Raw genomic sequence first — 19,869 nt, 5'->3', positions numbered from 1 at the left:
TTGGCAGTCGTCATGACAACACCCCCTAGCAAAAACCTAAAATACAGCCGCTGGTTGTAGCCAGTTATAGACTGGATTGTAAATTAAGGAACGTAAGATGCGATTTATTGATGAAGCCGTCGTAACGGTAAAAGCAGGTGACGGTGGTAACGGAATCGCCAGTTTTCGCCGAGAAAAATATGTCCCACGTGGTGGCCCTGATGGCGGTGATGGTGGTAGCGGCGGTGATGTCTATGTCATTGCTGATGACAATACCAACACCCTAGTGGACTATCGTTATACGCGCCGCTATGATGCAAAACGCGGTGAAAATGGACAAAGTAAAAACTGTTCAGGCAAAGGCTCAGAGGATATTTATCTGCCTGTGCCGGTCGGTACGACGGTGGTCGATACCGAGACGGACGAAGTATTAGGAGATTTGGTCGAAATTGGTCAGACGCTATTGGTTGCTAAGGGCGGCGATGGTGGTCTGGGCAATACCCATTTCAAAAGCTCGACCAACCAAGCACCGCGCAAGGCGACTTCAGGTTTTGAGGGCGAATTAAAAGTACTTAAGTTTGAGTTAAAAGTCGTCGCTGATGTGGGATTGGTCGGTTTGCCCAATGCGGGTAAATCCACCTTTATCCGTCAGGTCTCGGCTGCCAAACCAAAGGTGGCGGATTATCCCTTTACCACGTTGGTGCCAAACTTAGGCGTCGTTGATATCGGTCGCCATCGCTCGTTTGTCATGGCAGATATCCCAGGCTTGATCGAAGGCGCATCCGAAGGGGCTGGGCTGGGTATTCGCTTTTTAAAGCACGTGGCTCGTACGCGTCGTCTGTTACACTTAGTCGATGTCAAGCCCGTCGATGGCAGTGATCCGGTAGAAAACGCCCGCGTGATCTTAAATGAGCTTGAGCGTTTTTCACCTGAATTGGCCAACCTCCCGCAGATTTTGGTACTCAACAAAATCGATCAGGTCGCTGAGGAAGACTTAAACGAGCTGTGTACGCATATCGTGGCTGAACTTGGCTGGACAGGTATGGTCTTTCGCACCTCTACCTTGACTGGGGAGGGGGTGGACGCGGTCAAATACCACCTGATGAACGATATTGAGCGTGAGCGCGAGCGCGAGATAGAAGACCCTATCTTTGCTGAAGCACAAAAAGAGCGTTTCGCGCGTTTAGAAGAAGAAGTTCGCCTAAATACCGAAGCCCAGCGCGAAGCATATAGAGCCGCTCGCCGAGCTGCGCGTGAAGGCATAGATAACAGCGATGATCGCTTAGATGACGACGAAGATGGCGTTGAGGTGGTTTATGTGCCTTAAGCTATGATGCTTAAGCTGATATACTTAAATGTTTAGAGCAACCCCCGTAATCAATTGATACAAGACACAGGAGTTTATATGGCAGATGACATAGCAAATACGACCGAAGAAGCAAGGTTTATTAAGCAAACTCGCAACTTTGATATTCAGCGCGTTATTGTCAAGATTGGCTCATCGTTATTAACCAATAACGGCCGAGGGCTGGATCGAACTGCCATTTACGAATGGGCCAAGCAAATTGCAAAGCTGCATAAGCAAGGCGTGGAAGTGCTGCTGGTGTCCTCTGGTGCAGTTGCCGAAGGTGTGGTACGTATGAACCTTGAGGAGCGCCCACGGAAGCTTGCCGCCTTGCAAGCGTGTGCATCTATTGGTCAGATGGGTTTGATTGAGACCTGGTGGTCGGCTTTGATTCAACACGGTATCCAAAGCTCACAGCTTTTGCTGACACACGATGATTTGTCCAACCGTAGTCGTTACCTAAATACTACTGGCGCCTTGACCCAATTGTTGGACTGGCGCGTCCTGCCGGTCATCAATGAAAATGATACCATCACTATTGATGAGATTAAGTTTGGTGACAATGACACATTGGGCGCGATGGCAGCGGCGATGGTCAATGCAGATTTGTATATTATCCTCACAGACCAAGAAGGCGTCTTTACAGACAACCCGCGTGACAACCCCAATGCCAAGATGATTCGCCAAGAGCGCGCGATGGCAGATTATTTGTTTGATATCGCAGGTGATGGCGGCAAGCTTGGGCGCGGCGGTATGCTGACTAAGATCCGCGCCGGTCGCCTTGCTGCTATGGGCGGCTGTCCGACGGTGATTGTCAGTGGGGCGATCGATGATGTCATCACGCGAGTGGTCTCAGGCGAGGCGGTGGGTACGCTGTTGACCACCAATGATGAAGATAAAATCATCGCCCGCAAACAGTGGCTGGCCGCCCATCTACGCATGTCAGGCACCCTGATCGTCGATGCTGGAGCGGCTAAGGCGTTGGTCGAGCATCATAAGAGCTTATTGCCTGTCGGGGTGGTAGAGGTACGCGGCGATTTTGATGAAGGCGATGTGGTAGAGGTGGTGCACCAAGACACAGGCGAGCGTATCGCGGTCGGCCAAGTCAACTTTTCATCTCGTGATGCGCGCCGTGTGGCTCGTGAGCGAACTGAGGAGTTTGATAAGATACTTGGCAATCATGAAGAGCGCGTGGTCATGGTGCACCGAGACAATCTAGCACTGACCGTCTGATCCTATTTAGCGGTCTGATCGCTATTTTCAATGACGAAGGCGTGTCCTTATTTTTATCGATAGATATCTAGCGATAGATATTTGATTGAGGACACGCCCTAATAATAAATGGCATTTAAGCTTAAGCTTTGGGCACTCCTATCAACTCATGAGACGGTTTTTAGTATTTATATGCCGCCATCTATACGTTATCAGCGTTTATCATTTTTTATTCACTTTATTTATCCAGTACAGTATGCAAAGAGATATAAATACTGTGCGGTTTTGGAGATTTGTACATGAGTGCTTCAGACAATAATCATTCGGCTCAGCAAACGTTTGTGCCGTTAAAAAACGATAGATTGCTACGTGCCTTACGCTTTGAGGCTGTTGATACCACCCCTGTTTGGATGATGCGTCAAGCTGGCCGTTATTTACCAGAATATAAAGCCACGCGGGCAGAGGCTGGCGATTTTATGAGCTTGTGTAAAGACACTGCGCGTGCCACCGAGGTCACCTTGCAGCCACTGCGTCGTTATGATTTAGATGCAGCGATTTTATTTAGTGATATTTTGACCATTCCTGATGCGATGGGTTTGGGTTTGTATTTTGAGACAGGCGAGGGCCCAAAGTTCAAGTACCCGATTCGTCAGCAGGCAGACCTTGATAGACTGCCAGTGCTGGATATGAATGACTCGCTTGATTATGTCATGCGTGCGGTGACCAGTATTCGTCAGGCGCTAAATGGCCAAGTACCCTTATTTGGGTTTTCTGGTAGCCCTTGGACACTAGCCACTTATATGATCGAAGGCGGCAGCTCAAAGGACTATCGTTATACCAAAGGTTTTTTGTATAGCAATCCTGAGTTTTTGCATCAGTTATTGGATAAGTTGGCTAGCGCAGTGGTGGATTATTTGGATGCTCAAGTGGTCGCTGGTGCTCAGATTTTACAGATATTTGATAGCTGGGGCGGCACGCTTGGTCATCGTCAGTTCGTTGACTTCTCTCATGCCTATAATAAGCGTATCGTCGCTGAGCTAAAGATTCGTCACCCGCAGATCCCAGTGGTGCTATTTACCAAAGGCGGTGGCCTGTGGCTCGATGTGCAAGCAGACAGTCAGGCGGACGCACTCGGGCTAGACTGGACCATGCCGCTAGATCGCGCGCGCCAAGTGCTCAATGAGAGCCAGCGTCAATTGACCAAGCAGCACAAAAAACTACAGAGCAGCAAAGCACTACAAGGCAACTTAGATCCAGCAACCTTGTACGGCTCGCCTGCCACCATCCGCGCAGAAGTAACGGCGATGCTCGATAGAGCCTATGCAGATGGCGAAAAAACAGGCTACGTGGCAAACTTAGGTCACGGTATCACGCAGTGGGTCAACCCTGACAATGCCAAGGTGTTTATTGATGCGGTTCATGACTATAAACTTTAGTTTATAGCGCATGAGCCATGCTTTGATGTGAGAGCAAATGCTTATCGCCAGTCGAATCCCGCAACGGGTACTGTCAGCGAGTTTGATGGGAGTAGAGCGATACTTGCGTTTGTTTTCTGGTTACCTTATTTTTAGGCATGATGTTACTCAAGTAAAAAAACAAGTAAAAAAGGATATCTTATGATTTCAGCAGCTATTGTCGGCGGTACAGGCTATACAGGTATTGAGCTTATTCGCTTATTGTCTGCCCACCCCAACGTGTCTCTTGATTTGCTAACGTCACGTAGCGAGGCGGGTACGCGCGCTGATGAGATATTTCCAAGCTTACGCGGTATATCAGACATCGTTTTTAGTGATTTGGGTGAAGATACACTTGGGGCGTTACAAAAGTGCGATGTGGTGTTTTTTGCAACCCCTCATGGGGTGGCGATGAAGCAGGCCGAGGCGCTCACGCAAGCGGGCGTTAAGGTCATCGATTTGGCTGCTGATTTTCGTTTGCAGTCCTTGACGGATTTTGAGCACTGGTATCAGCAGTCGCATGCCTGCCCTGAGCTGCTAAAAACGGCTGTTTATGGCTTACCTGAGGTCAATCGTGCCAAGCTTGCCGAGGCGCTGGTCGTGGGCAACCCTGGTTGTTATCCTACCACGGCGATTTTAGGTCTCAAGCCTATTATCGAAAAACAAAACACCCAAGCAGATAGGCTGATCGAGCCGCGTATCGTCATTGATGCAAAATCTGGTGTCTCAGGCGCTGGACGTCAGGCAAAACTTGCGCTCAATTATACCGAAACGACAGATAATTTTAAGGCTTATAGCGTTGAGGGGCATCGTCACCTGCCTGAGATCGAGCAGGGTGTGGCACAGTTACTAGGCAGTCAGTTTACGCATCGCATTCGTTTTTTACCGCATTTGGTGCCGATGATACGCGGTATGCTCAGCTCCATTCATATGGAGATGACAGAGGCTGGGACGGCTATTGACTGGCAGCAAGCCTTCGAGAATGCTTATGCAAGTGAGCCATTTATCGATGTCATGCCCAAAGGCAATTATCCAGATACCCGCAGTGTCCGCGCCAGTAACCGTTTGCGTATAGCGATACATCAAGACAACGAGCACGCTGAGCTGACAGTGATCGTGGTACAGGATAACCTCGTAAAAGGAGCAGCAGGACAAGCGGTACAAAATATGAATGTCATGTTTGGGCTTGAGGAGTCATTGGGATTGAATTTTGCACCTATTGTTCCTTAAGGTGTTGTTTTGTTCGCTTTTTTCTCAACTTGTCATTCACATTTATGGTGCTAGGTATTGATTATAAATTCCGCTATACTAACTTGCCCTTACTATTAAGAGATACTGTCTAAATGCGTATTCAGATTGCACTACGCCTTAGCCCGCAGCCAGCATGTGTACCATGCCAAGCCTTTGCTCCATGCGATATGGAGCAAAGGAAGCAGTCTTTTAAAAACAGCGTGGCGAGCAATATCGGGCGCACGCAGCAAGGCGCTTCGTCATTGGTATTGGCTTTGTTTGTGGTGGTGATACTGGTCACCGCGATTGTGGGGCTGATGTTTGGTCATAAGCTTGGCTATCAGCGCGGTGCTCACTCGATGCAAAACGAAGCCAAACAAGCGATCATTGATAGCAAAGAGGCCAGTAAAGAGCTGGAGGATTTGCGTCTGAGTAATAAGGTTGCGACCAATCAAGCCGCCACTGCCAAGCAAGAGCTGGCTATTAGCTTGGCAAACTTACATGAACTGCGTGAAAACCAGCAAGCGCTGACAGTAGAAAATCGCCAACTGACGCAGCTAAATGACGTGTATGCAGAGGCACTCACTGAAAAAGGCGGCATGCCACTAAAAGTACTGGGGGCTAAGATTGAGCCACTACCTGAGAATGCTTTTGAGTATGGGTTTGATATTGGTATGCTCAGTGCGGATGGCTCAGCCAAACGTCTAAGACCAACTTTGACCTTGCTCAATGATGGCGAGCTGGTCGAAGTGCCACTTGATCCGGCAAACCATATGATAGAAGGTATCGTACGTATTCGTGGTCGCTTTATGATGCCATCAGGCTTTAAACCTCTACAAGTCAAACTCAGCTTGCAAGCAGGCAATCAGCAAGTAGAGCAGCTGTATGACTGGAAGCTGGGCGACAGGGTGGACAATATGCCGCTGTCTTTATTGGATCTGCCTGAGGTGGATGAAAGCCCGATTGAACCAAAGAGTGCGACAGACTAGCGGCCGTCTGTCTGTTCAGATCGACATCAATAATAGACAATAATAGTCTGCCTGCTTGTTATCACTTCTATAACTTCAAACTTACCTTATAATTATACTTTGATTATGATAAAACAAATGACACTACACGATGCGCCAATGGTATGCGATTGGCACTTTCCAAACCTACCCGCCCACCGTGCCCAAGATGGTGATACAGAAGAGGAAACCTCACCGCAAGCAGACGTACTGGTGGCTGAGCCAGAAATCGCCAAGCCGCCGATGTATGCGGTGGTCATGTACAACGACAACTACACACCGATGGAGTTTGTGGTGTATGTCCTGCAGTCGGAGTTTCGTCATAGTATGGATGCTGCTGTGGAGATTATGCTGACTATTCATAATAGTAGTAAAGGTATCGCAGGCATCTACCCAAAAGATATCGCTGAAACTAAGGCCAAAAAAGTCAACAGTCTGGCTCACCGCGAAGGGTATCCGTTATTGACCCAAATCGAACCACATCAAGGGGAAGGGTAATAAAGGATAATAGCGACGTCTGATGCCCACACCTTTACGGAAGCCTGAAATGAATAAGTATGGTTGTTGATGGTGTTTATCAGTCATTCCGTTCCAAAAATCTTACTCAAACCTAGCCAATATTGACTATTAGATAGGTTTGACGTTTTCTTTCTGCTTCATTGTCACGCGCTATTTCTCATTTGAGATTTAGACTGACCACGACTCCACAGACTTTTTTAATTGGCGATGGAACTCACCGTCCAATAAACAGGATTATGCAGCTGTTAAAATAACAGTCGCGTTATTTAAAATATTGATGCTGGCGTTGAGGTCACGGTCATGAGAAACCTGACAGTTAGGGCACAACCACTCACGCATTTTCAATGTTAGCTCATCTTTACCAAGGATATGATTGCAGTTTGAACAGGTTTTTGAGCTTGGGTAGAAGGGTCCGACTGATTTCACAACCTTGCCTTGCTCAGTGGCTTTGTAGATAAGCTGTCGCTTAAACTCAAAGAAACCCAAGTCACTGATAGCTCTTGATAGCCGCCTGTTCTTAACCATACCTTTGACATTCAAATCCTCAATCGCAATCACATCGAACTCATTAACCAGACTTGTTGTGATTTGATGGAGAGAATCTTGCCTAATACACCTGATCTTATAGTGCAAACGAGAGAGCTTGGTTTTCGCTTTTTCTCTGTTTTTACTGCCTTTTTTAGTGCGACTGAGCGCTTTGTTTAGCGTTCTTAGTTTTTTAAGGTTTGCTTGAAGTGGTTTTGGCGCTTTAATTTTAGTGCCGTCTGATAAAACCAGTAAGTCGGTAATACCAAGATCAACACCAACGCTTTTACCTGTCTTTTTAGTAGGAATTACAGCTTTTTGTATTTCAACAGCCACACTAACAAACCACTTACCGCCACGTTTAGAGATGGTGGCTGACATGATCTTGCCGTCAAAACGTAAAGCTTCTTTTAAGCGAACCCAGCCCAAGTTTGGGATACGAATGGATTTACCTTTAATGGCAAATTGGTCGTTGGATAAACTGAATCTATCGTCACGGCCTTTTTTACGAGCGGTTGGGTATTTCGCTAAGCCTTTAAAGAAGTTGTTATAAGCATCACCCAACTGCATGATTGCCGCCTGCGGAGCGCATTTGGTCACTTCCAGCATATAGGGGAATAATTCACGCTTAATGGCGTTCAATTCGCGTCTGAGCTTCGCCTGTGAGGGCTTGTTTAGATTTTTAGTATCAACCTCAACGCCTGCGGCCAAACACGCATCACGGTACGCTTTGTCAAGCGCATACTGCCGCTGCCACTCATGCAAAGCCCAGTTGTAGGCTTTTCTCGCCACGCCACAAGCACGAGCAAGGTGATTTGCCTGTACGTTGTTTGGCTTGAGTTCGATAATGTGTCCACGGATCATAATGCTTTTTTAACCGCCTCTATTAATTGTTGGTTTTTCTTGCTGCAAGAGCCGTATAGCCTCGCTGAAAATACGGTGATAATCTCCAATACATCTTGGGCTAATTCTTGCTCAAAACTCAACTCTTCACCTTGATTGATTATTACCACTTCAACGTCACGAGCCTCACACAACATGAAAACCAGTTCTGCACCAAATCGTAAAAGCCTGTCTTTATGGGTAATTACCAGCCGTTCAACTTTATTGCTCAGTATGTCATCAAGCAGGTTTTTTAAGCCTTTCTTTTTATAATTCATTCCACTACCAAGATCGGTAATCGTCTCAAAAGTCCAGCCTTGCCTGGCACAATAAAGTTCCAAAACTTGAGACTGGCGAAGTAAGTCGTCTTTTTGATCACGACTCGACACTCGAGCATAAGCAATGGTTTTTCGGTCTAATTTAGGTGGTGTATTCAAGGAATGCGGTCTGATTTCACTTAAATCATATCGCCTATGCCCGTTTTCGGTTCGCTTGGCGACTAACGTACCATCCTCATCCCAACGTCTTAATGTGGATTGAGCAACCCCGAAATGTTTGGCAGCCTCCCCAATACTAACCAGTTTCCCCATAACTTGCTCTCTATATTATAGATATAATCTATCTATTATAGTAATAAATAGGTAGGTTTGTATATATTTTATTTGACTGTTTGCAACCCCCATCACCATACAAGTCGCTCAATGAAACAGTGAAAAAATAAAGCAGTGAGATAATACAACGATGTTTTATCATCTAACGCCTGATATCCACATCCTTCTAGGTCGTAGATATCAGGCGTCAGCCATTGTTGCCCAGTATGACGAACCCCTTGATACCCAAACCCATTGAGATCATAATTAATCCATGAAAACGCTCAAACTACGCATCAAAGACAAACACGCCGCTCAGCTCAATATCTTAGCTGGTGCGGTCAACTTTGTCTGGAATTACGTCAATGAGCTAAGTTTTAAACATTTACAGCGCACAGGCAAATTCTTTTCAGCCTATGACTTGGCCGCTTATACCAAAGGGGCGGGTGAATACCTAAATCTGCATAGTCAAACCTTGCAAGCGATTAGTGAGGTTCACGCTAAATCCCGTAAACAGTTTAAAAAAGCCAAACTCAACTGGCGCACCAACAACCCAAAGGCCAAGAGAAGAAGTTTGGGCTGGATTCCTTTTAAAAAGACCGCTATTAAGCACCTAGCAACCCGTCAGTCAGGCAAGAAAAGCCTTAAGTCCACTATCCAACTAAGCCTTGCTAACCGCCAAAAGCTGATCATTGATCTGTGGGATAGCTACAATTTAGCCCTCTACAACATCAACACGTGCGAATTGGTACAAGACAATCGCGGCCATTGGTATGCTTGTATCACCGTCAAAGAGTTTCCAAAGATTAAGTGTGGTACTGGCCAAGTCGGTGTTGATTTAGGCTGTAAGGATTCAGCGGTCAGTAGTGATGGTGATCAGCTACAAATCAAAGTCACCCATCAATACGCAGAAAAACTGGCAATTGCTGGGCGTGCTAAAAACAAAAAGCGAGTCAAGGCCATTCACGCCAAGATCAAAAATACCCGTCAAGATCTGATCCATAAATTCACATCAAAGCTTGTTAAGGCCAACAGCTTAATCGTTGTTGGAAAGATTAAATCAACATCATTCACTTCATCCAAACTGGCCAAATCCGTCTATGACGCGGGTTGGTTTGAGATTAAGCGGCAACTGGATTATAAATGCGCGAACGCAGGTTGCCACTATATCGAAGTCAATGAAGCGTACAGCACCCAAACCTGCTCATGTTGCGGCTCTTGCCAAGACAGTCCGAAAGGTAGATCAGGTCTTGGTATAAGAGTATGGTTTTGTCGTTCTTGTAAAACGACCCATAACAGAGATGTTAATGGAGCAAAAAACATTCTCGCGGTCGGGCTTGACCGTCTTTAGTAGGTATCCCCTCCGTTTAGGGAGGGGAGGAAGTCAACTCGCTGTACTGTTTTTATAATGAATTCACTATCACGTTCCCATTCTTCACCTTACTTCTGTATCTTTGCCTCCTTGTTGTTTGCTTTCTTATCCTGCCTGTTTGTCTATCTTGTTATCTTGCTGTCTTGACGCAATATGCTTCGATACATTTTAGTCGATGTTAATAGATTGACTATGGGTAAATATCGTGTTGAGATAAAGAAAAGCGAATATGAGTCATAATGCCCTGTACTCGACTGCTCGGCGCAGGCTTAATCGTCGATAGATGACTCTTTTTATCGGTAAGGGTATCCAAAACAGGGAGGTTATGGTCCGCATTATTGATTTATATCAAGTAATTATGCCGCCATTGCCCTTGAACAATCCATCTATCGCCCTGATTTACTTACTAACTCATTCATAAAGCTATCAATTATAAAGATAGGTACAACCGTAGGAAGCCCTTATGTTAAGTCGTCATCTTGAAGTTTCTTTGCGTTTAGCAATGACGCTTGCGCGCCAAAAATCGCATGAGTATCTCACTGTTGAGCATCTATTGTTGGCGCTACTAGAAAACACTCATGCCGCCAACACCCTAACCGCTTGTAATGCCAATGTTTCAGCGCTACGCACCGAGCTTGAGGCTTATATTAATAAGCACACGCCGACGGTGGATGCTGATACCGAGCAATCCCCGCAGCCAACCCAAAGCTTTGATCGCATCTTGCAGCGTGCTATCTTTCACGTACAGTCTATCGGCGGCGGCCGTCTGGTAGAAGGCTCGGATATTCTTGTGTCGATGTTTTCAGAGCATGACACCTATGCAGTATATTTGCTCAAAAAGCAAGGCATCAGCCGTCTAGAGCTGACGCAGTATCTCTCGCATGGTCAAGATAAAGATGAGCCATCAGAGCCACGTGCATCGATGACAGGTGAGCGCCGCGGTGCCTCAGAAAAGACCAGTAAAGATCCGCTAGTCGAGTTCGCTACCAATCTAAACCAGCGTGCCGCGGAAGGTAAGACCGATCCGCTTATCGGCCGCGCGTCTGAGATTGAGCGGGCGGCACAAGTGCTATGCCGTCGCCGCAAAAACAACCCGCTATTGGTGGGCGAGCCAGGCGTAGGTAAGACCTCTATCGCTGAAGGTTTGGCGTGGCTTATCATCAACGAAAAAGCGCCAAAGCCATTGAATGGCTGCGTGATTTATAGTCTGGATATCGGCGCGCTTATCGCTGGCACCAAGTATCGCGGTGATTTTGAGAAGCGCATGAAATCCTTGCTTGATGCGTTAAAGAAAAAACCCAATGCGATTTTGTTTATTGATGAGATTCATATGATTATCGGTGCAGGGTCATCGATGAGTAGTAATATGGATGTCTCAAACCTGATCAAGCCGGCCCTTGCCAATGGCGAGCTGCGCTGTATCGGCTCGACCACCTTTACCGAGTATCGTCAGTTGTTTGAAAAGGATCATGCTCTTTCTCGTCGTTTCCAAAAAATCGACGTAAAAGAGCCAAGTGTCGACGATACTATCGATATTTTACGCGGGCTTAAACCGCGTTACGAAGAGTTTCACAATGTCGAGTATAGTGATGAAGCATTGGTCACAGCAGTTCAATTGTCAGCCAAGCACATCCATGAGCGTTTTTTGCCAGACAAGGCGATAGATGTCATCGATGAGGCAGGTGCCTATAAGCGTTTGGGTGTCGTCCCTGATGCTGATGATGTCGCAGCAGAAGAAAGCTTCATCGCTGATTTAGAGCAGGATTTTGATACACCAGTTGCAGCAGCGGACGATGCTGAGACAGACTATAGCAGCGAGATGCAAGCGGAGGCAAACACTGCCAAAGCCGAAGATCAAGCCTATGCGAACGAGAAGTCTCATGAGGACTCTCAAGCCACTGAGGTGAAAAAAGCACCGATGAAAATCGATGTGGCAGATATCGAAGCCATCATTGCTAAGCTTGCCCGTATTCCGCCTAAATCGGTGTCCAGTGATGACAAGAGTATCTTGGAGCACTTGGACCGTGACCTCAAGCACTTGGTGTTTGGTCAGGATGAAGCCATCACGACTTTGGCAGATGCCATCAAGCTGTCGCGAGCTGGACTCAAAGCGCCAGATAAGCCGATTGGCTCGTTTATGTTTGCCGGCCCAACAGGGGTAGGTAAGACAGAAGTATCGCGTCAGTTGGCCAACCTGCTCGGCGTGGAGCTGGTACGTTTTGATATGTCAGAATACATGGAAGCGCACACCGCATCACGTTTGATTGGCGCGCCTCCTGGCTATGTTGGCTATGATCAAGGCGGTTTGCTGACCGAAAAAATCAATCAGCATCCGCATTGCGTGCTGCTACTAGATGAGATCGAAAAAGCCCATCCTGATGTCTTTAACTTGCTACTGCAGGTGATGGACCATGGTACGTTGACGGATAATAATGGCCGCGTTGCTGTCTTTAAGCAGGTGATTATCATCATGACGACCAACGTCGGTGCGGAGAGTATCAGCCGCTCGTCCATGGGCTTTACCCAGCAAGATCATAGCCGTGACAATACTGAGGCGTTAAAACGGGTCTTTACCCCTGAGTTCCGTAACCGTTTGGATGCGATTATTCAGTTCAATCCATTAGATACCTCGGTCGTGGTATCAGTGGTCGATAAGTTCTTGGTTGAGCTACAAGTACAGCTCGATGACAAACAAGTGACATTAGAGATCGACGATGACGTACGTGACTATCTGGCGGACAAAGGCTATGATCGTCTAATGGGGGCGCGTCCGATGCAGCGCTTGATACAGGATGAAATCAAAAAGCCGCTCGCAAGCATGATTTTGTTTGGTGACTTGGTCAATGGCGGGGTCGTACATCTGACCTTGGCACCTGAGGCACAAGATGAAAACGCTGTTGCATTAGAAAAAGGTCAGAGCGCCAATACAGGCTCAGCAGACAGTCGTATCGTGCTGACGGTGGTGGAGACGCACGAGCCGCACCCAGACTCTGAGTCATTAGCCAGCTAAGGCTTTGCTACTAATATAATAAGAACGGTTACCATGTTCGTGCGGTAGCCGTTTTTTTATTGTTATAATTCATCATCTCATTTTTATTTATGTTGATTGATTTTACTAAAAGTAAGGGTCTTGTAGGTAGTAGCCAGCTAACTTTTATAGATAGTGAACCCATTTAGATAACTATCGATTGAATTGAAGACACGCCCTATATAACAACTAAAAAAGGACACAGTATGGAACCTCTCGATGCAAAGGCGCCAAAAACAGCCGCACAAAAAAAAGCCATCTTAGACAAAGTACGTTTGCCAGAAGACTGGAAGATGGCCTTGGCAGATGAGCTGACTTCTGAGAATATGGACAACCTACGGGCTTTTTTAAAGGAGGCTTATCAGTCGCCAGATAACATCTATCCACCAGCGCCACTAATGTTTAATGCTTTTAATCTCACGCCATTATCTCGCGTTAAAGTGGTCATCTTAGGGCAAGACCCTTATCATCGCCCAGGTCAGGCCATGGGATTATCGTTTTCGGTACCCAAAGTCATTCCAAAACCGCCGTCACTCAACAACTTGCTAAAAGAGATGGCCGATGATATCGGTGTTCAGCCATCAGCGCATGGGGACTTGACTTATTGGGCGCAGCAAGGTGTATTACTGCTAAACAGTGCGTTGACTGTGCGAGAAGGTGAACCAAACAGTCATCAAAATCAAGGCTGGGAGCAATTTACCGATGCAGTGATCGATGTGATCAACGAACAAACAGAGCATACGGTGTTTATTTTGTGGGGTAGTAAAGCCCAGAAAAAAGGCAAATACATCCATGCTGATAAACATTTGATTTTAACCGCTGTCCACCCATCGCCGCTAGCGGCAAACCGTGGCGGATTTTTTGGCACCAAGCCGTTTTCGAAGACCAATGATTATCTCCGGCAGCATGGCCGTACACCCATCGACTGGCAGTTGCCACAGTAGCTATCTATGACCATTCCTTTTTTTGGCGCAGAGACACTGCAGGCACATCATTGTTGTCTGCCTGATGGTATTAGTTACCACTCAAGCCCTGATAGCTTGTCTGTGGACGTTGCTGGTAGCCGTGCTCGACATCAGCTTGAGCTGAGCACTCAGCAGTTTTGGACGCTAGAAGATGTACAGTGGATGTATCAAGCATTGGCATTGGCTCAGCGCGGCGCTGAGCTGGGCGAGGTGCCAGTTGGCGCGATACTGGTACATGAGCAGCAGATGATTGGTAAAGGCTTTAATGAGCCAATCGGTCGCCATGATGCCACCGCTCATGCCGAGATAGTCGCTCTAAGAGATGCCTGTAGCCACCTAAAAAACTACCGCCTACCATCAAACACCACCTTGTACGTGACCTTAGAGCCTTGCACCATGTGTATGGGCGCGCTAATCCATGCGCGAGTGGCGCGGCTGGTGTATGCAGCAAATGAGCCGCGAGCTGGCATGGTGGGTAGTCAGATGGATCTATCGGCACAAGATTTTTATAATCATGTCATTACCGTACAACGGGGTTTGTGCAGTGAGCATAGCAGTCAGCTACTTAAGCGGTTTTTTCGAGCTCGTCGTCAGCTGGCCAAGCAAAAAAAATCAGATGTTAAAAAATAAGGGCTTTTGCGTCTCTACAAAACATACTGCCTGCAAATATAAGCATCAGTTATGGTGATGATAGGGTTTTCTTGCTATAATATCGCCCTATTTGACGCTGCGATTATCAGATGGCTGTTAAGCGTTTGATAAGGTGGTGAATATCGCGCTGTTCTTAGCAGTGGGCGATATATGTTGTTTTTATAATTGAGTAAACATGATGACTGTCTCTACACCTGACTTTACGCCTGATAATGCTTTGCAGGATTGTGATCCCTCTGAGCAAGCGGTACAGCGTTATCCCGTGATATGTATTGATGGTCCAAGCGGGGCGGGTAAAGGCACAGTCACCTGGCGCTTAGCGCAAGCACTGGGTTATCAGTTATTAGACTCAGGGGCGCTATACCGTATCGTCGGGCTCAAAGCCTTTGAAGCAGGATTGCTCGGTGCCGATGGCTGTCAAGACATTGATGAGCAGGCAGTACTGACATTAACCCAAGGTTTAGATATCGTGTTTGTGCCCAATGAGGCATCAGGCCGCGTAGATATCATCGTCAATGGCGATGCCGTTGGCGAGCAAGTGCGTAACGAAACCGTTGGCGGTTATGCTTCAAAGATCGCGGTATTCCCTAAAGTGCGTCAGGCGCTGCTCACGCTGCAGCAAAAAATGGCCAGTCGCTCAGGGCTGGTCGCTGATGGCCGTGATATGGGAACGGTGGTATTCCCTGATGCGGATGTTAAGGTATACTTGACAGCCAGTGCCAAAGCGCGTGCTGAGCGCCGTGTCACGCAGCTACTAAGTGCAGGGCAAACCGCAGATTTTGAGGCGATTTTAGCAACGATCAAAGCGCGTGACGAGCGTGATGAAAATCGCGCGACAGCACCGTCGAAGCCTGCCAAAGACGCTTTATTATTAGACAGCTCATATTTGGATGCCGACAGCGTATATGCACAGGTCAAAAAATACTGTCAGGACAAAGGCATTTGTTTTAATAATTAATAAAAACAATACAGTAACTACCAACTCACTACCAAAAAATTTGCTACAGGCTTTGGTTTTAGTATAAAATTGTATAAGTAGAGATGTGCAATAAGCCAAAGCCAACATTAAACCAAGAGTAGAAATGTGAGCGGGCAGTAAAGACAGTTGTTGCTAATGAGTGTGATGAGATGCTCGCTTATTAGCAACAAAGGTTTTTTATATGACTGCATAAGATATAAAACCAGTATTCTCGTTTTATGCAATCATAAATTTGATCCGTACTGTGCTGGACAGGATACGGCTATACAAAGGTAGACATAATGGAATCATTTGCTGAACTATTTGAAGCGAGCATTGAAGAGCAGGGTCTGGATATCGAGCGTGGCTCGGTTATTACAGGTACTGTTGTGGCCATCGATAGCGATTGGATCACAGTAGATACTGGTCTTAAATCTGAAGGTATCGTCGCTCGTGAAGAGTTTTTAAGCGAAGAAGGCGAACTTGAAGTTGAAGTTGGCGATAGCGTTGATGTCGTGGTTGAAGCGGTTGATAATGGTATGGGTCAAACCCTACTATCACGCGAAAAAGCCAAGCGCGTCGAGACGTGGAATGTCCTTGAAAAAATCTATGAGAACGATGAGATCGTAAAAGGTATCATTTCTAGCAAAGTAAAAGGTGGTTTTACTGTAGACGTGGGTTCAGTACGCGCGTTCTTACCAGGCTCATTGGTTGATGTACGTCCGATTCGTGACACCACACATCTTGAAGGCAAAGAGCTAGAATTCAAAGTCATCAAGCTTGACCAAAAACGTAACAACGTTGTGGTTAGCCGCCGTGCAGTAATGGAAGCTGAAAACTCAGCTGAGCGCGAAGAGCTGTTGAACAAGCTTGAAGAAGGTATCGAGATCGAAGGTATCGTCAAAAACCTAACTGATTACGGTGCGTTTGTTGATCTTGGTGGTATCGATGGCTTGCTACACATCACTGACATGGCATGGCGCCGTATCAAGCACCCATCTGAGGTGGTTGAAGTTGGTCAAGACCTAAAAGTTAAAGTATTGAAGTTTGACCGTGAGCGCAACCGCGTAAGCCTAGGTCTAAAACAACTTGGTACCGATCCTTGGGACAACGTTGGCGGTACTTACCCAGTTGGTAGTATTGTTAAAGCTCGCGTTACCAACTTAACTGATTACGGCTGCTTTGCTGAGATCTCTGAAGGTATCGAAGGCCTAGTACACGTATCAGAGATGGATCACACCAACAAAAACATCCACCCATCAAAAGTTGTACAAGTGGGTGATGAAGTTGACGTGATGATTCTAGATATTGATGAAGAGCGTCGTCGTATCAGCTTGGGTATCAAGCAAACCCTAGCAAACCCATGGGAAGAGTTTGATAAGAAACATGAGCGTGGCGATAAAATCACTGGTACTATCAAGTCAATCACTGACTTTGGTATCTTTATCGGTCTAGATGGCGGTATCGACGGTTTGGTTCACTTGTCTGATATCTCTTGGAACGAAACGGGCGAAGAAGCAATCCGCAACTACAACAAAGGCGACACCGTTGAAGCTATGGTATTGTCTGTAGATGCAGAAGCGAACCGTATCAGCCTAGGCGTGAAGCAGTTAAGCTCAGATCCATTCAACGAATACCTAGTCGCTAATGACCGCGGTGCTATCGTCAATGGTAAAGTGAAAGAAGTAGACGCTAAAGGCGCTACTATCGAGCTTGCTGATGAAGTTGAAGCGTACTTACGTGCCTCTGAGATTCAGCGTGATCGTGTCGAAGATGCAACCAAGCATCTAAGCGTTGGTGATGACGTTGAAGCGAAGATCATCAGTGTAGATCGTAAGACTCGCAACATCAATTTGTCTATCAAAGCAAAAGACGAAGCTGAAGAGCGTCAAGCGATCAAAGATCTAGGTAGCAATGCGCCACAAGCAGCTGATGCTCAACCAAAAACCATTGGTGATTTGATCAAAGAGCAAATGCAGTAAGCGACAAGTTATTGATCTAAAAGTAATATAAAAAAAGCGACTTCGGTCGCTTTTTTTTATGAATGGGTGTTTGGTATGCGTTACATCTTCAAGGTTTTTGCGAAAAACAAAGCAAACTCTTATTTCCATTTATGATAATATCCGCTATCATTTGCAACATTGAGTAACGAGATGTAAATCACTGCTTACTGATGAGAGCCGTATTAGCACTATTGACCGTTATTTTGCTTTTTGTTTCGATTTTCAGTATGGTCTTATACGGCTATATGAAGGGTTAAAACCTTTAAAAAATAGTAACTTGGTTTACAATCATCTTATCCATTAATTAACAAGGCAAGCGTAACAATGCAGCAAGCGATTAATAAGTCTGAATTTATTAGTAATTTGAGTGCGAACTGTGACAATATGACTGATAGCGTGGTCGATGATGCAGTGCGTGAAATATTAAACCTAATGACCGATACACTGGCCAATGATGGCCGAGTAGAAGTGCGTGGGTTTGGTAGCTTTTGTTTACATCATCGCCGTGCCCGTATGGGCCGCAATCCTAAGACTGGGGAGAGTGTACCAGTACCTGCCAAAGCCATTCCGCATTTCAAGCCAGGCAAAGCCCTGCGCGAAGCGGTCAATGACAAAGTAGCTAATGGATAGATAATACGATCATTATGGCAGCGTTGGGTAGTATTCATTAACAGTAGCGTGCCAGTCAAAAAGTAGCATCGCTGTTTGTGACAAAACGCGGTCTTTGAGTCCTTTGCAACCCATCAAACCAAGGTATATGTCTTATGCGCTTTTTACTGTTTGTACTACTGTTTTTAAGCTTCGCTTATTCATTAGGGTTGGTATTGGCCAATAATACCGAGGTTGGCGTAAATTTACTGTTTTCACAAGCGCCGACGATGAATTTGGGCTTATTACTGATCCTGTGTCTGATATTAGGTATTGTGATTGGTATGCTACTTGCGCTGCTGCTCTTTCGTGTTTTACAAAACAAATGGGAAATATCACGTCTACAAAAAGCCAATACCAATCTGCAAGAACAACTGACGCAAGCCAATGTGGTCATCGATCGTCAAGCGACTGCGCCTTCAGTAGAAGAGGCGGTGTATGGTTCGACAGCGACCAACGTGCACGATAATCACGCTGCTCAAGAGGAAGCGGCGACACTGACCAAACAAAAACGTGACTAAATCTGACTAAGTCTGAATAGAGCGTCAGCTAGGCACCTTATGATACAAACTTGCGAGACAGGTGAGTTGATAGCCATGCGTTTGGTCGCTATTTGGTTTTTTTAACTTCGATATAAATGTGGCAACACTATGAATAATGCAATCAAATCTCCTGTCGTTGTCGCCTTAGACAATATGACAATGGAAGCGTCGCTCGCGCTGGCTGACAAGCTCGATCCAGCGCTGTGCCGTTTAAAGGTAGGCAAAGAGCTGTTTACGCGCTGTGGCCCTGATATCATCAAAGCCCTACATCAGCGTCAATTTGAGGTGTTTTTAGATCTTAAGTTTCATGATATCCCTAATACTACGGCACAGGCGGTACTCGCGGCAGCTGATTTAGGTGTGTGGATGGTCAATGTGCATGCGAGCGCAGGCTTAGAGGCAATGTCGCTTGCCAAACAGCGCTTGCTGGATAATAACTTAGATACCTTGCTGATTGCGGTCACGGTGCTGACTTCTATGGACAATCAAGCATTGACGCAGACGGGTATTACCGATGGCCTGGATACACAAGTCAGTCGCCTAGCACAGCTGACCAAGCAAGCAGGTCTCGATGGCGTGGTCTGCTCAGCACAAGAAGCTCAGAGCCTAAAGGCGCTATGTGGTCAGGATTTTAAGCTTGTGACGCCTGGTATTCGCCTCGCTGAGGACAATGCTGACGACCAAAAACGCATCTGTACGCCCGCACAAGCGTTACAAGATGGTGCTGACTATCTGGTGATCGGACGTTCTATCACGCAGGCGGCCGACCCAGCGGCCAAGCTGCAGCGGATACTTGAGGGTATCTAGCCTGAGTCAAAAACGAAGAAAAGAGACAGCCTAAGCCGCTGTCTTTTTGCTTTTTGCGGGTAGATAAAAAGGTGCTACACTACTTAAAATTTATGTTGATATCTGTGACAAAAAATACGCTATGCTTCTACGCATCGTCTGATTGATTTTTG

17 protein-coding genes are annotated in these 19,869 nt (G+C 46.4%); 15 read left to right on the top strand and 2 right to left on the bottom strand.

Going from position 1 to position 19,869, the window contains the following annotated elements:
- The first annotated feature begins 97 nt into the window (after positions 1 to 97).
- The 6 genes from cgtA to C6W44_RS00705 all read left to right on the top strand — a co-directional run bounded on the left by cgtA (position 98) and on the right by C6W44_RS00705 (position 6,725).
- The gene (gene cgtA / locus C6W44_RS00730) at positions 98 to 1,306 is read left to right on the top strand and encodes an Obg family GTPase CgtA (protein ID WP_105243830.1); all 1,209 of its coding nucleotides are present in this window, start codon (positions 98 to 100) and stop codon (positions 1,304 to 1,306) included.
- A 78-nt stretch (positions 1,307 to 1,384) separates the two neighbouring features.
- The gene (gene proB, locus C6W44_RS00725) at positions 1,385 to 2,557 is read left to right on the top strand and encodes a glutamate 5-kinase (RefSeq protein WP_105243829.1); all 1,173 of its coding nucleotides are present in this window, start codon (positions 1,385 to 1,387) and stop codon (positions 2,555 to 2,557) included.
- 278 nt (positions 2,558 to 2,835) lie between these two features.
- A complete protein-coding gene (gene hemE, locus C6W44_RS00720; protein WP_105243828.1) occupies positions 2,836 to 3,972 on the top strand; it encodes a uroporphyrinogen decarboxylase in 1,137 nt (378 codons plus the stop codon).
- Positions 3,973 to 4,152: 180 nt separating this feature from the next.
- On the top strand, positions 4,153 to 5,220 hold the full coding sequence (argC, locus tag C6W44_RS00715) for an N-acetyl-gamma-glutamyl-phosphate reductase (RefSeq protein ID WP_105243827.1): 1,068 nt from the start codon (positions 4,153 to 4,155) through the stop codon (positions 5,218 to 5,220).
- Positions 5,221 to 5,333: 113 nt separating this feature from the next.
- The gene (locus tag C6W44_RS00710) at positions 5,334 to 6,209 is read left to right on the top strand and encodes a hypothetical protein (protein ID WP_105243826.1); all 876 of its coding nucleotides are present in this window, start codon (positions 5,334 to 5,336) and stop codon (positions 6,207 to 6,209) included.
- A gap of 117 nt (positions 6,210 to 6,326) precedes the next feature.
- Positions 6,327 to 6,725 carry an ATP-dependent Clp protease adaptor ClpS gene (locus C6W44_RS00705; RefSeq protein WP_105243825.1) on the top strand — a complete coding sequence of 133 codons (399 nt, stop codon included), beginning with the start codon at positions 6,327 to 6,329 and terminating at the stop codon, positions 6,723 to 6,725.
- A gap of 255 nt (positions 6,726 to 6,980) precedes the next feature.
- Here C6W44_RS00705 and C6W44_RS00700 read toward each other — a convergent pair whose 3' ends face one another.
- Complete coding sequence (locus C6W44_RS00700) at positions 6,981 to 8,135, bottom strand: RNA-guided endonuclease InsQ/TnpB family protein (protein WP_093071385.1); 1,155 nt, start codon at positions 8,133 to 8,135, stop codon at positions 6,981 to 6,983.
- Positions 8,132 to 8,743, bottom strand: coding sequence for an IS607 family transposase (locus C6W44_RS00695; RefSeq protein ID WP_105243824.1), 612 nt, complete (start codon positions 8,741 to 8,743; stop codon positions 8,132 to 8,134). Before C6W44_RS00695 ends, C6W44_RS00700 begins: the two co-directional genes overlap by 4 nt.
- A 274-nt stretch (positions 8,744 to 9,017) precedes the next feature.
- Here C6W44_RS00695 and C6W44_RS00690 point away from each other — a divergent pair, with 274 nt between their 5' ends.
- The 9 genes from C6W44_RS00690 (at position 9,018) to pyrF (ending at position 19,717) form a co-directional block, all read left to right on the top strand.
- The gene (locus tag C6W44_RS00690; RefSeq protein WP_105243823.1) at positions 9,018 to 10,094 is read left to right on the top strand and encodes an RNA-guided endonuclease InsQ/TnpB family protein; all 1,077 of its coding nucleotides are present in this window, start codon (positions 9,018 to 9,020) and stop codon (positions 10,092 to 10,094) included.
- Positions 10,095 to 10,578: 484 nt separating this feature from the next.
- Positions 10,579 to 13,125, top strand: coding sequence for an ATP-dependent Clp protease ATP-binding subunit ClpA (clpA, locus tag C6W44_RS00685; protein ID WP_105243822.1), 2,547 nt, complete (start codon positions 10,579 to 10,581; stop codon positions 13,123 to 13,125).
- A gap of 224 nt (positions 13,126 to 13,349) precedes the next feature.
- On the top strand, positions 13,350 to 14,087 hold the full coding sequence (locus tag C6W44_RS00680) for a uracil-DNA glycosylase (RefSeq protein WP_105243821.1): 738 nt from the start codon (positions 13,350 to 13,352) through the stop codon (positions 14,085 to 14,087).
- Between the two features lie 6 nt (positions 14,088 to 14,093).
- Positions 14,094 to 14,738 carry a tRNA adenosine(34) deaminase TadA gene (gene tadA, locus C6W44_RS00675; RefSeq protein WP_105243820.1) on the top strand — a complete coding sequence of 215 codons (645 nt, stop codon included), beginning with the start codon at positions 14,094 to 14,096 and terminating at the stop codon, positions 14,736 to 14,738.
- A gap of 199 nt (positions 14,739 to 14,937) precedes the next feature.
- Positions 14,938 to 15,717 carry a (d)CMP kinase gene (gene cmk / locus C6W44_RS00670; RefSeq protein WP_105246338.1) on the top strand — a complete coding sequence of 260 codons (780 nt, stop codon included), beginning with the start codon at positions 14,938 to 14,940 and terminating at the stop codon, positions 15,715 to 15,717.
- A gap of 302 nt (positions 15,718 to 16,019) precedes the next feature.
- Entirely contained in the window at positions 16,020 to 17,699 is a 1,680-nt protein-coding gene (gene rpsA, locus C6W44_RS00665; RefSeq protein ID WP_105243819.1) for a 30S ribosomal protein S1, read from the top strand.
- A 345-nt stretch (positions 17,700 to 18,044) separates the two neighbouring features.
- Positions 18,045 to 18,350 carry an integration host factor subunit beta gene (locus C6W44_RS00660; RefSeq protein ID WP_075100701.1) on the top strand — a complete coding sequence of 102 codons (306 nt, stop codon included), beginning with the start codon at positions 18,045 to 18,047 and terminating at the stop codon, positions 18,348 to 18,350.
- Positions 18,351 to 18,484: 134 nt separating this feature from the next.
- Positions 18,485 to 18,889, top strand: a complete 405-nt coding sequence (locus C6W44_RS00655; RefSeq protein ID WP_105243818.1) for a lipopolysaccharide assembly protein LapA domain-containing protein — start codon at positions 18,485 to 18,487, stop codon at positions 18,887 to 18,889.
- Between the two features lie 129 nt (positions 18,890 to 19,018).
- Complete coding sequence (pyrF, locus tag C6W44_RS00650; protein ID WP_105243817.1) at positions 19,019 to 19,717, top strand: orotidine-5'-phosphate decarboxylase; 699 nt, start codon at positions 19,019 to 19,021, stop codon at positions 19,715 to 19,717.
- The last annotated feature ends 152 nt before the right edge of the window (positions 19,718 to 19,869 follow it).

Source organism: Psychrobacter sp. Marseille-P5312 (genome assembly GCF_900291405.1).
GTDB lineage: Bacteria > Pseudomonadota > Gammaproteobacteria > Pseudomonadales > Moraxellaceae > Psychrobacter > Psychrobacter celer.
This window is presented reverse-complemented; position numbering and strand designations above follow the sequence as displayed.

Bases quoted from the DNA above. Each gene is read 5' to 3' on its own strand.
- C6W44_RS00695 (WP_105243824.1), bottom strand. From the start codon at position 8,743: ATGGGGAAACTGGTTAGTATTGGGGAGGCTGCCAAACATTTCGGGGTT.
- pyrF (WP_105243817.1), top strand. From the start codon at position 19,019: ATGAATAATGCAATCAAATCTCCTGTCGTTGTCGCCTTAGACAATATG.
- cmk (WP_105246338.1), top strand. From the start codon at position 14,938: ATGACTGTCTCTACACCTGACTTTACGCCTGATAATGCTTTGCAGGAT.
- argC (WP_105243827.1), top strand. From the start codon at position 4,153: ATGATTTCAGCAGCTATTGTCGGCGGTACAGGCTATACAGGTATTGAG.
- rpsA (WP_105243819.1), top strand. From the start codon at position 16,020: ATGGAATCATTTGCTGAACTATTTGAAGCGAGCATTGAAGAGCAGGGT.
- C6W44_RS00690 (WP_105243823.1), top strand. From the start codon at position 9,018: ATGAAAACGCTCAAACTACGCATCAAAGACAAACACGCCGCTCAGCTC.
- C6W44_RS00655 (WP_105243818.1), top strand. From the start codon at position 18,485: ATGCGCTTTTTACTGTTTGTACTACTGTTTTTAAGCTTCGCTTATTCA.
- C6W44_RS00700 (WP_093071385.1), bottom strand. From the start codon at position 8,135: ATGATCCGTGGACACATTATCGAACTCAAGCCAAACAACGTACAGGCA.
- C6W44_RS00705 (WP_105243825.1), top strand. From the start codon at position 6,327: ATGACACTACACGATGCGCCAATGGTATGCGATTGGCACTTTCCAAAC.
- tadA (WP_105243820.1), top strand. From the start codon at position 14,094: ATGACCATTCCTTTTTTTGGCGCAGAGACACTGCAGGCACATCATTGT.
- clpA (WP_105243822.1), top strand. From the start codon at position 10,579: ATGTTAAGTCGTCATCTTGAAGTTTCTTTGCGTTTAGCAATGACGCTT.
- cgtA (WP_105243830.1), top strand. From the start codon at position 98: ATGCGATTTATTGATGAAGCCGTCGTAACGGTAAAAGCAGGTGACGGT.
- C6W44_RS00660 (WP_075100701.1), top strand. From the start codon at position 18,045: ATGCAGCAAGCGATTAATAAGTCTGAATTTATTAGTAATTTGAGTGCG.
- proB (WP_105243829.1), top strand. From the start codon at position 1,385: ATGGCAGATGACATAGCAAATACGACCGAAGAAGCAAGGTTTATTAAG.
- C6W44_RS00680 (WP_105243821.1), top strand. From the start codon at position 13,350: ATGGAACCTCTCGATGCAAAGGCGCCAAAAACAGCCGCACAAAAAAAA.
- C6W44_RS00710 (WP_105243826.1), top strand. From the start codon at position 5,334: ATGCGTATTCAGATTGCACTACGCCTTAGCCCGCAGCCAGCATGTGTA.
- hemE (WP_105243828.1), top strand. From the start codon at position 2,836: ATGAGTGCTTCAGACAATAATCATTCGGCTCAGCAAACGTTTGTGCCG.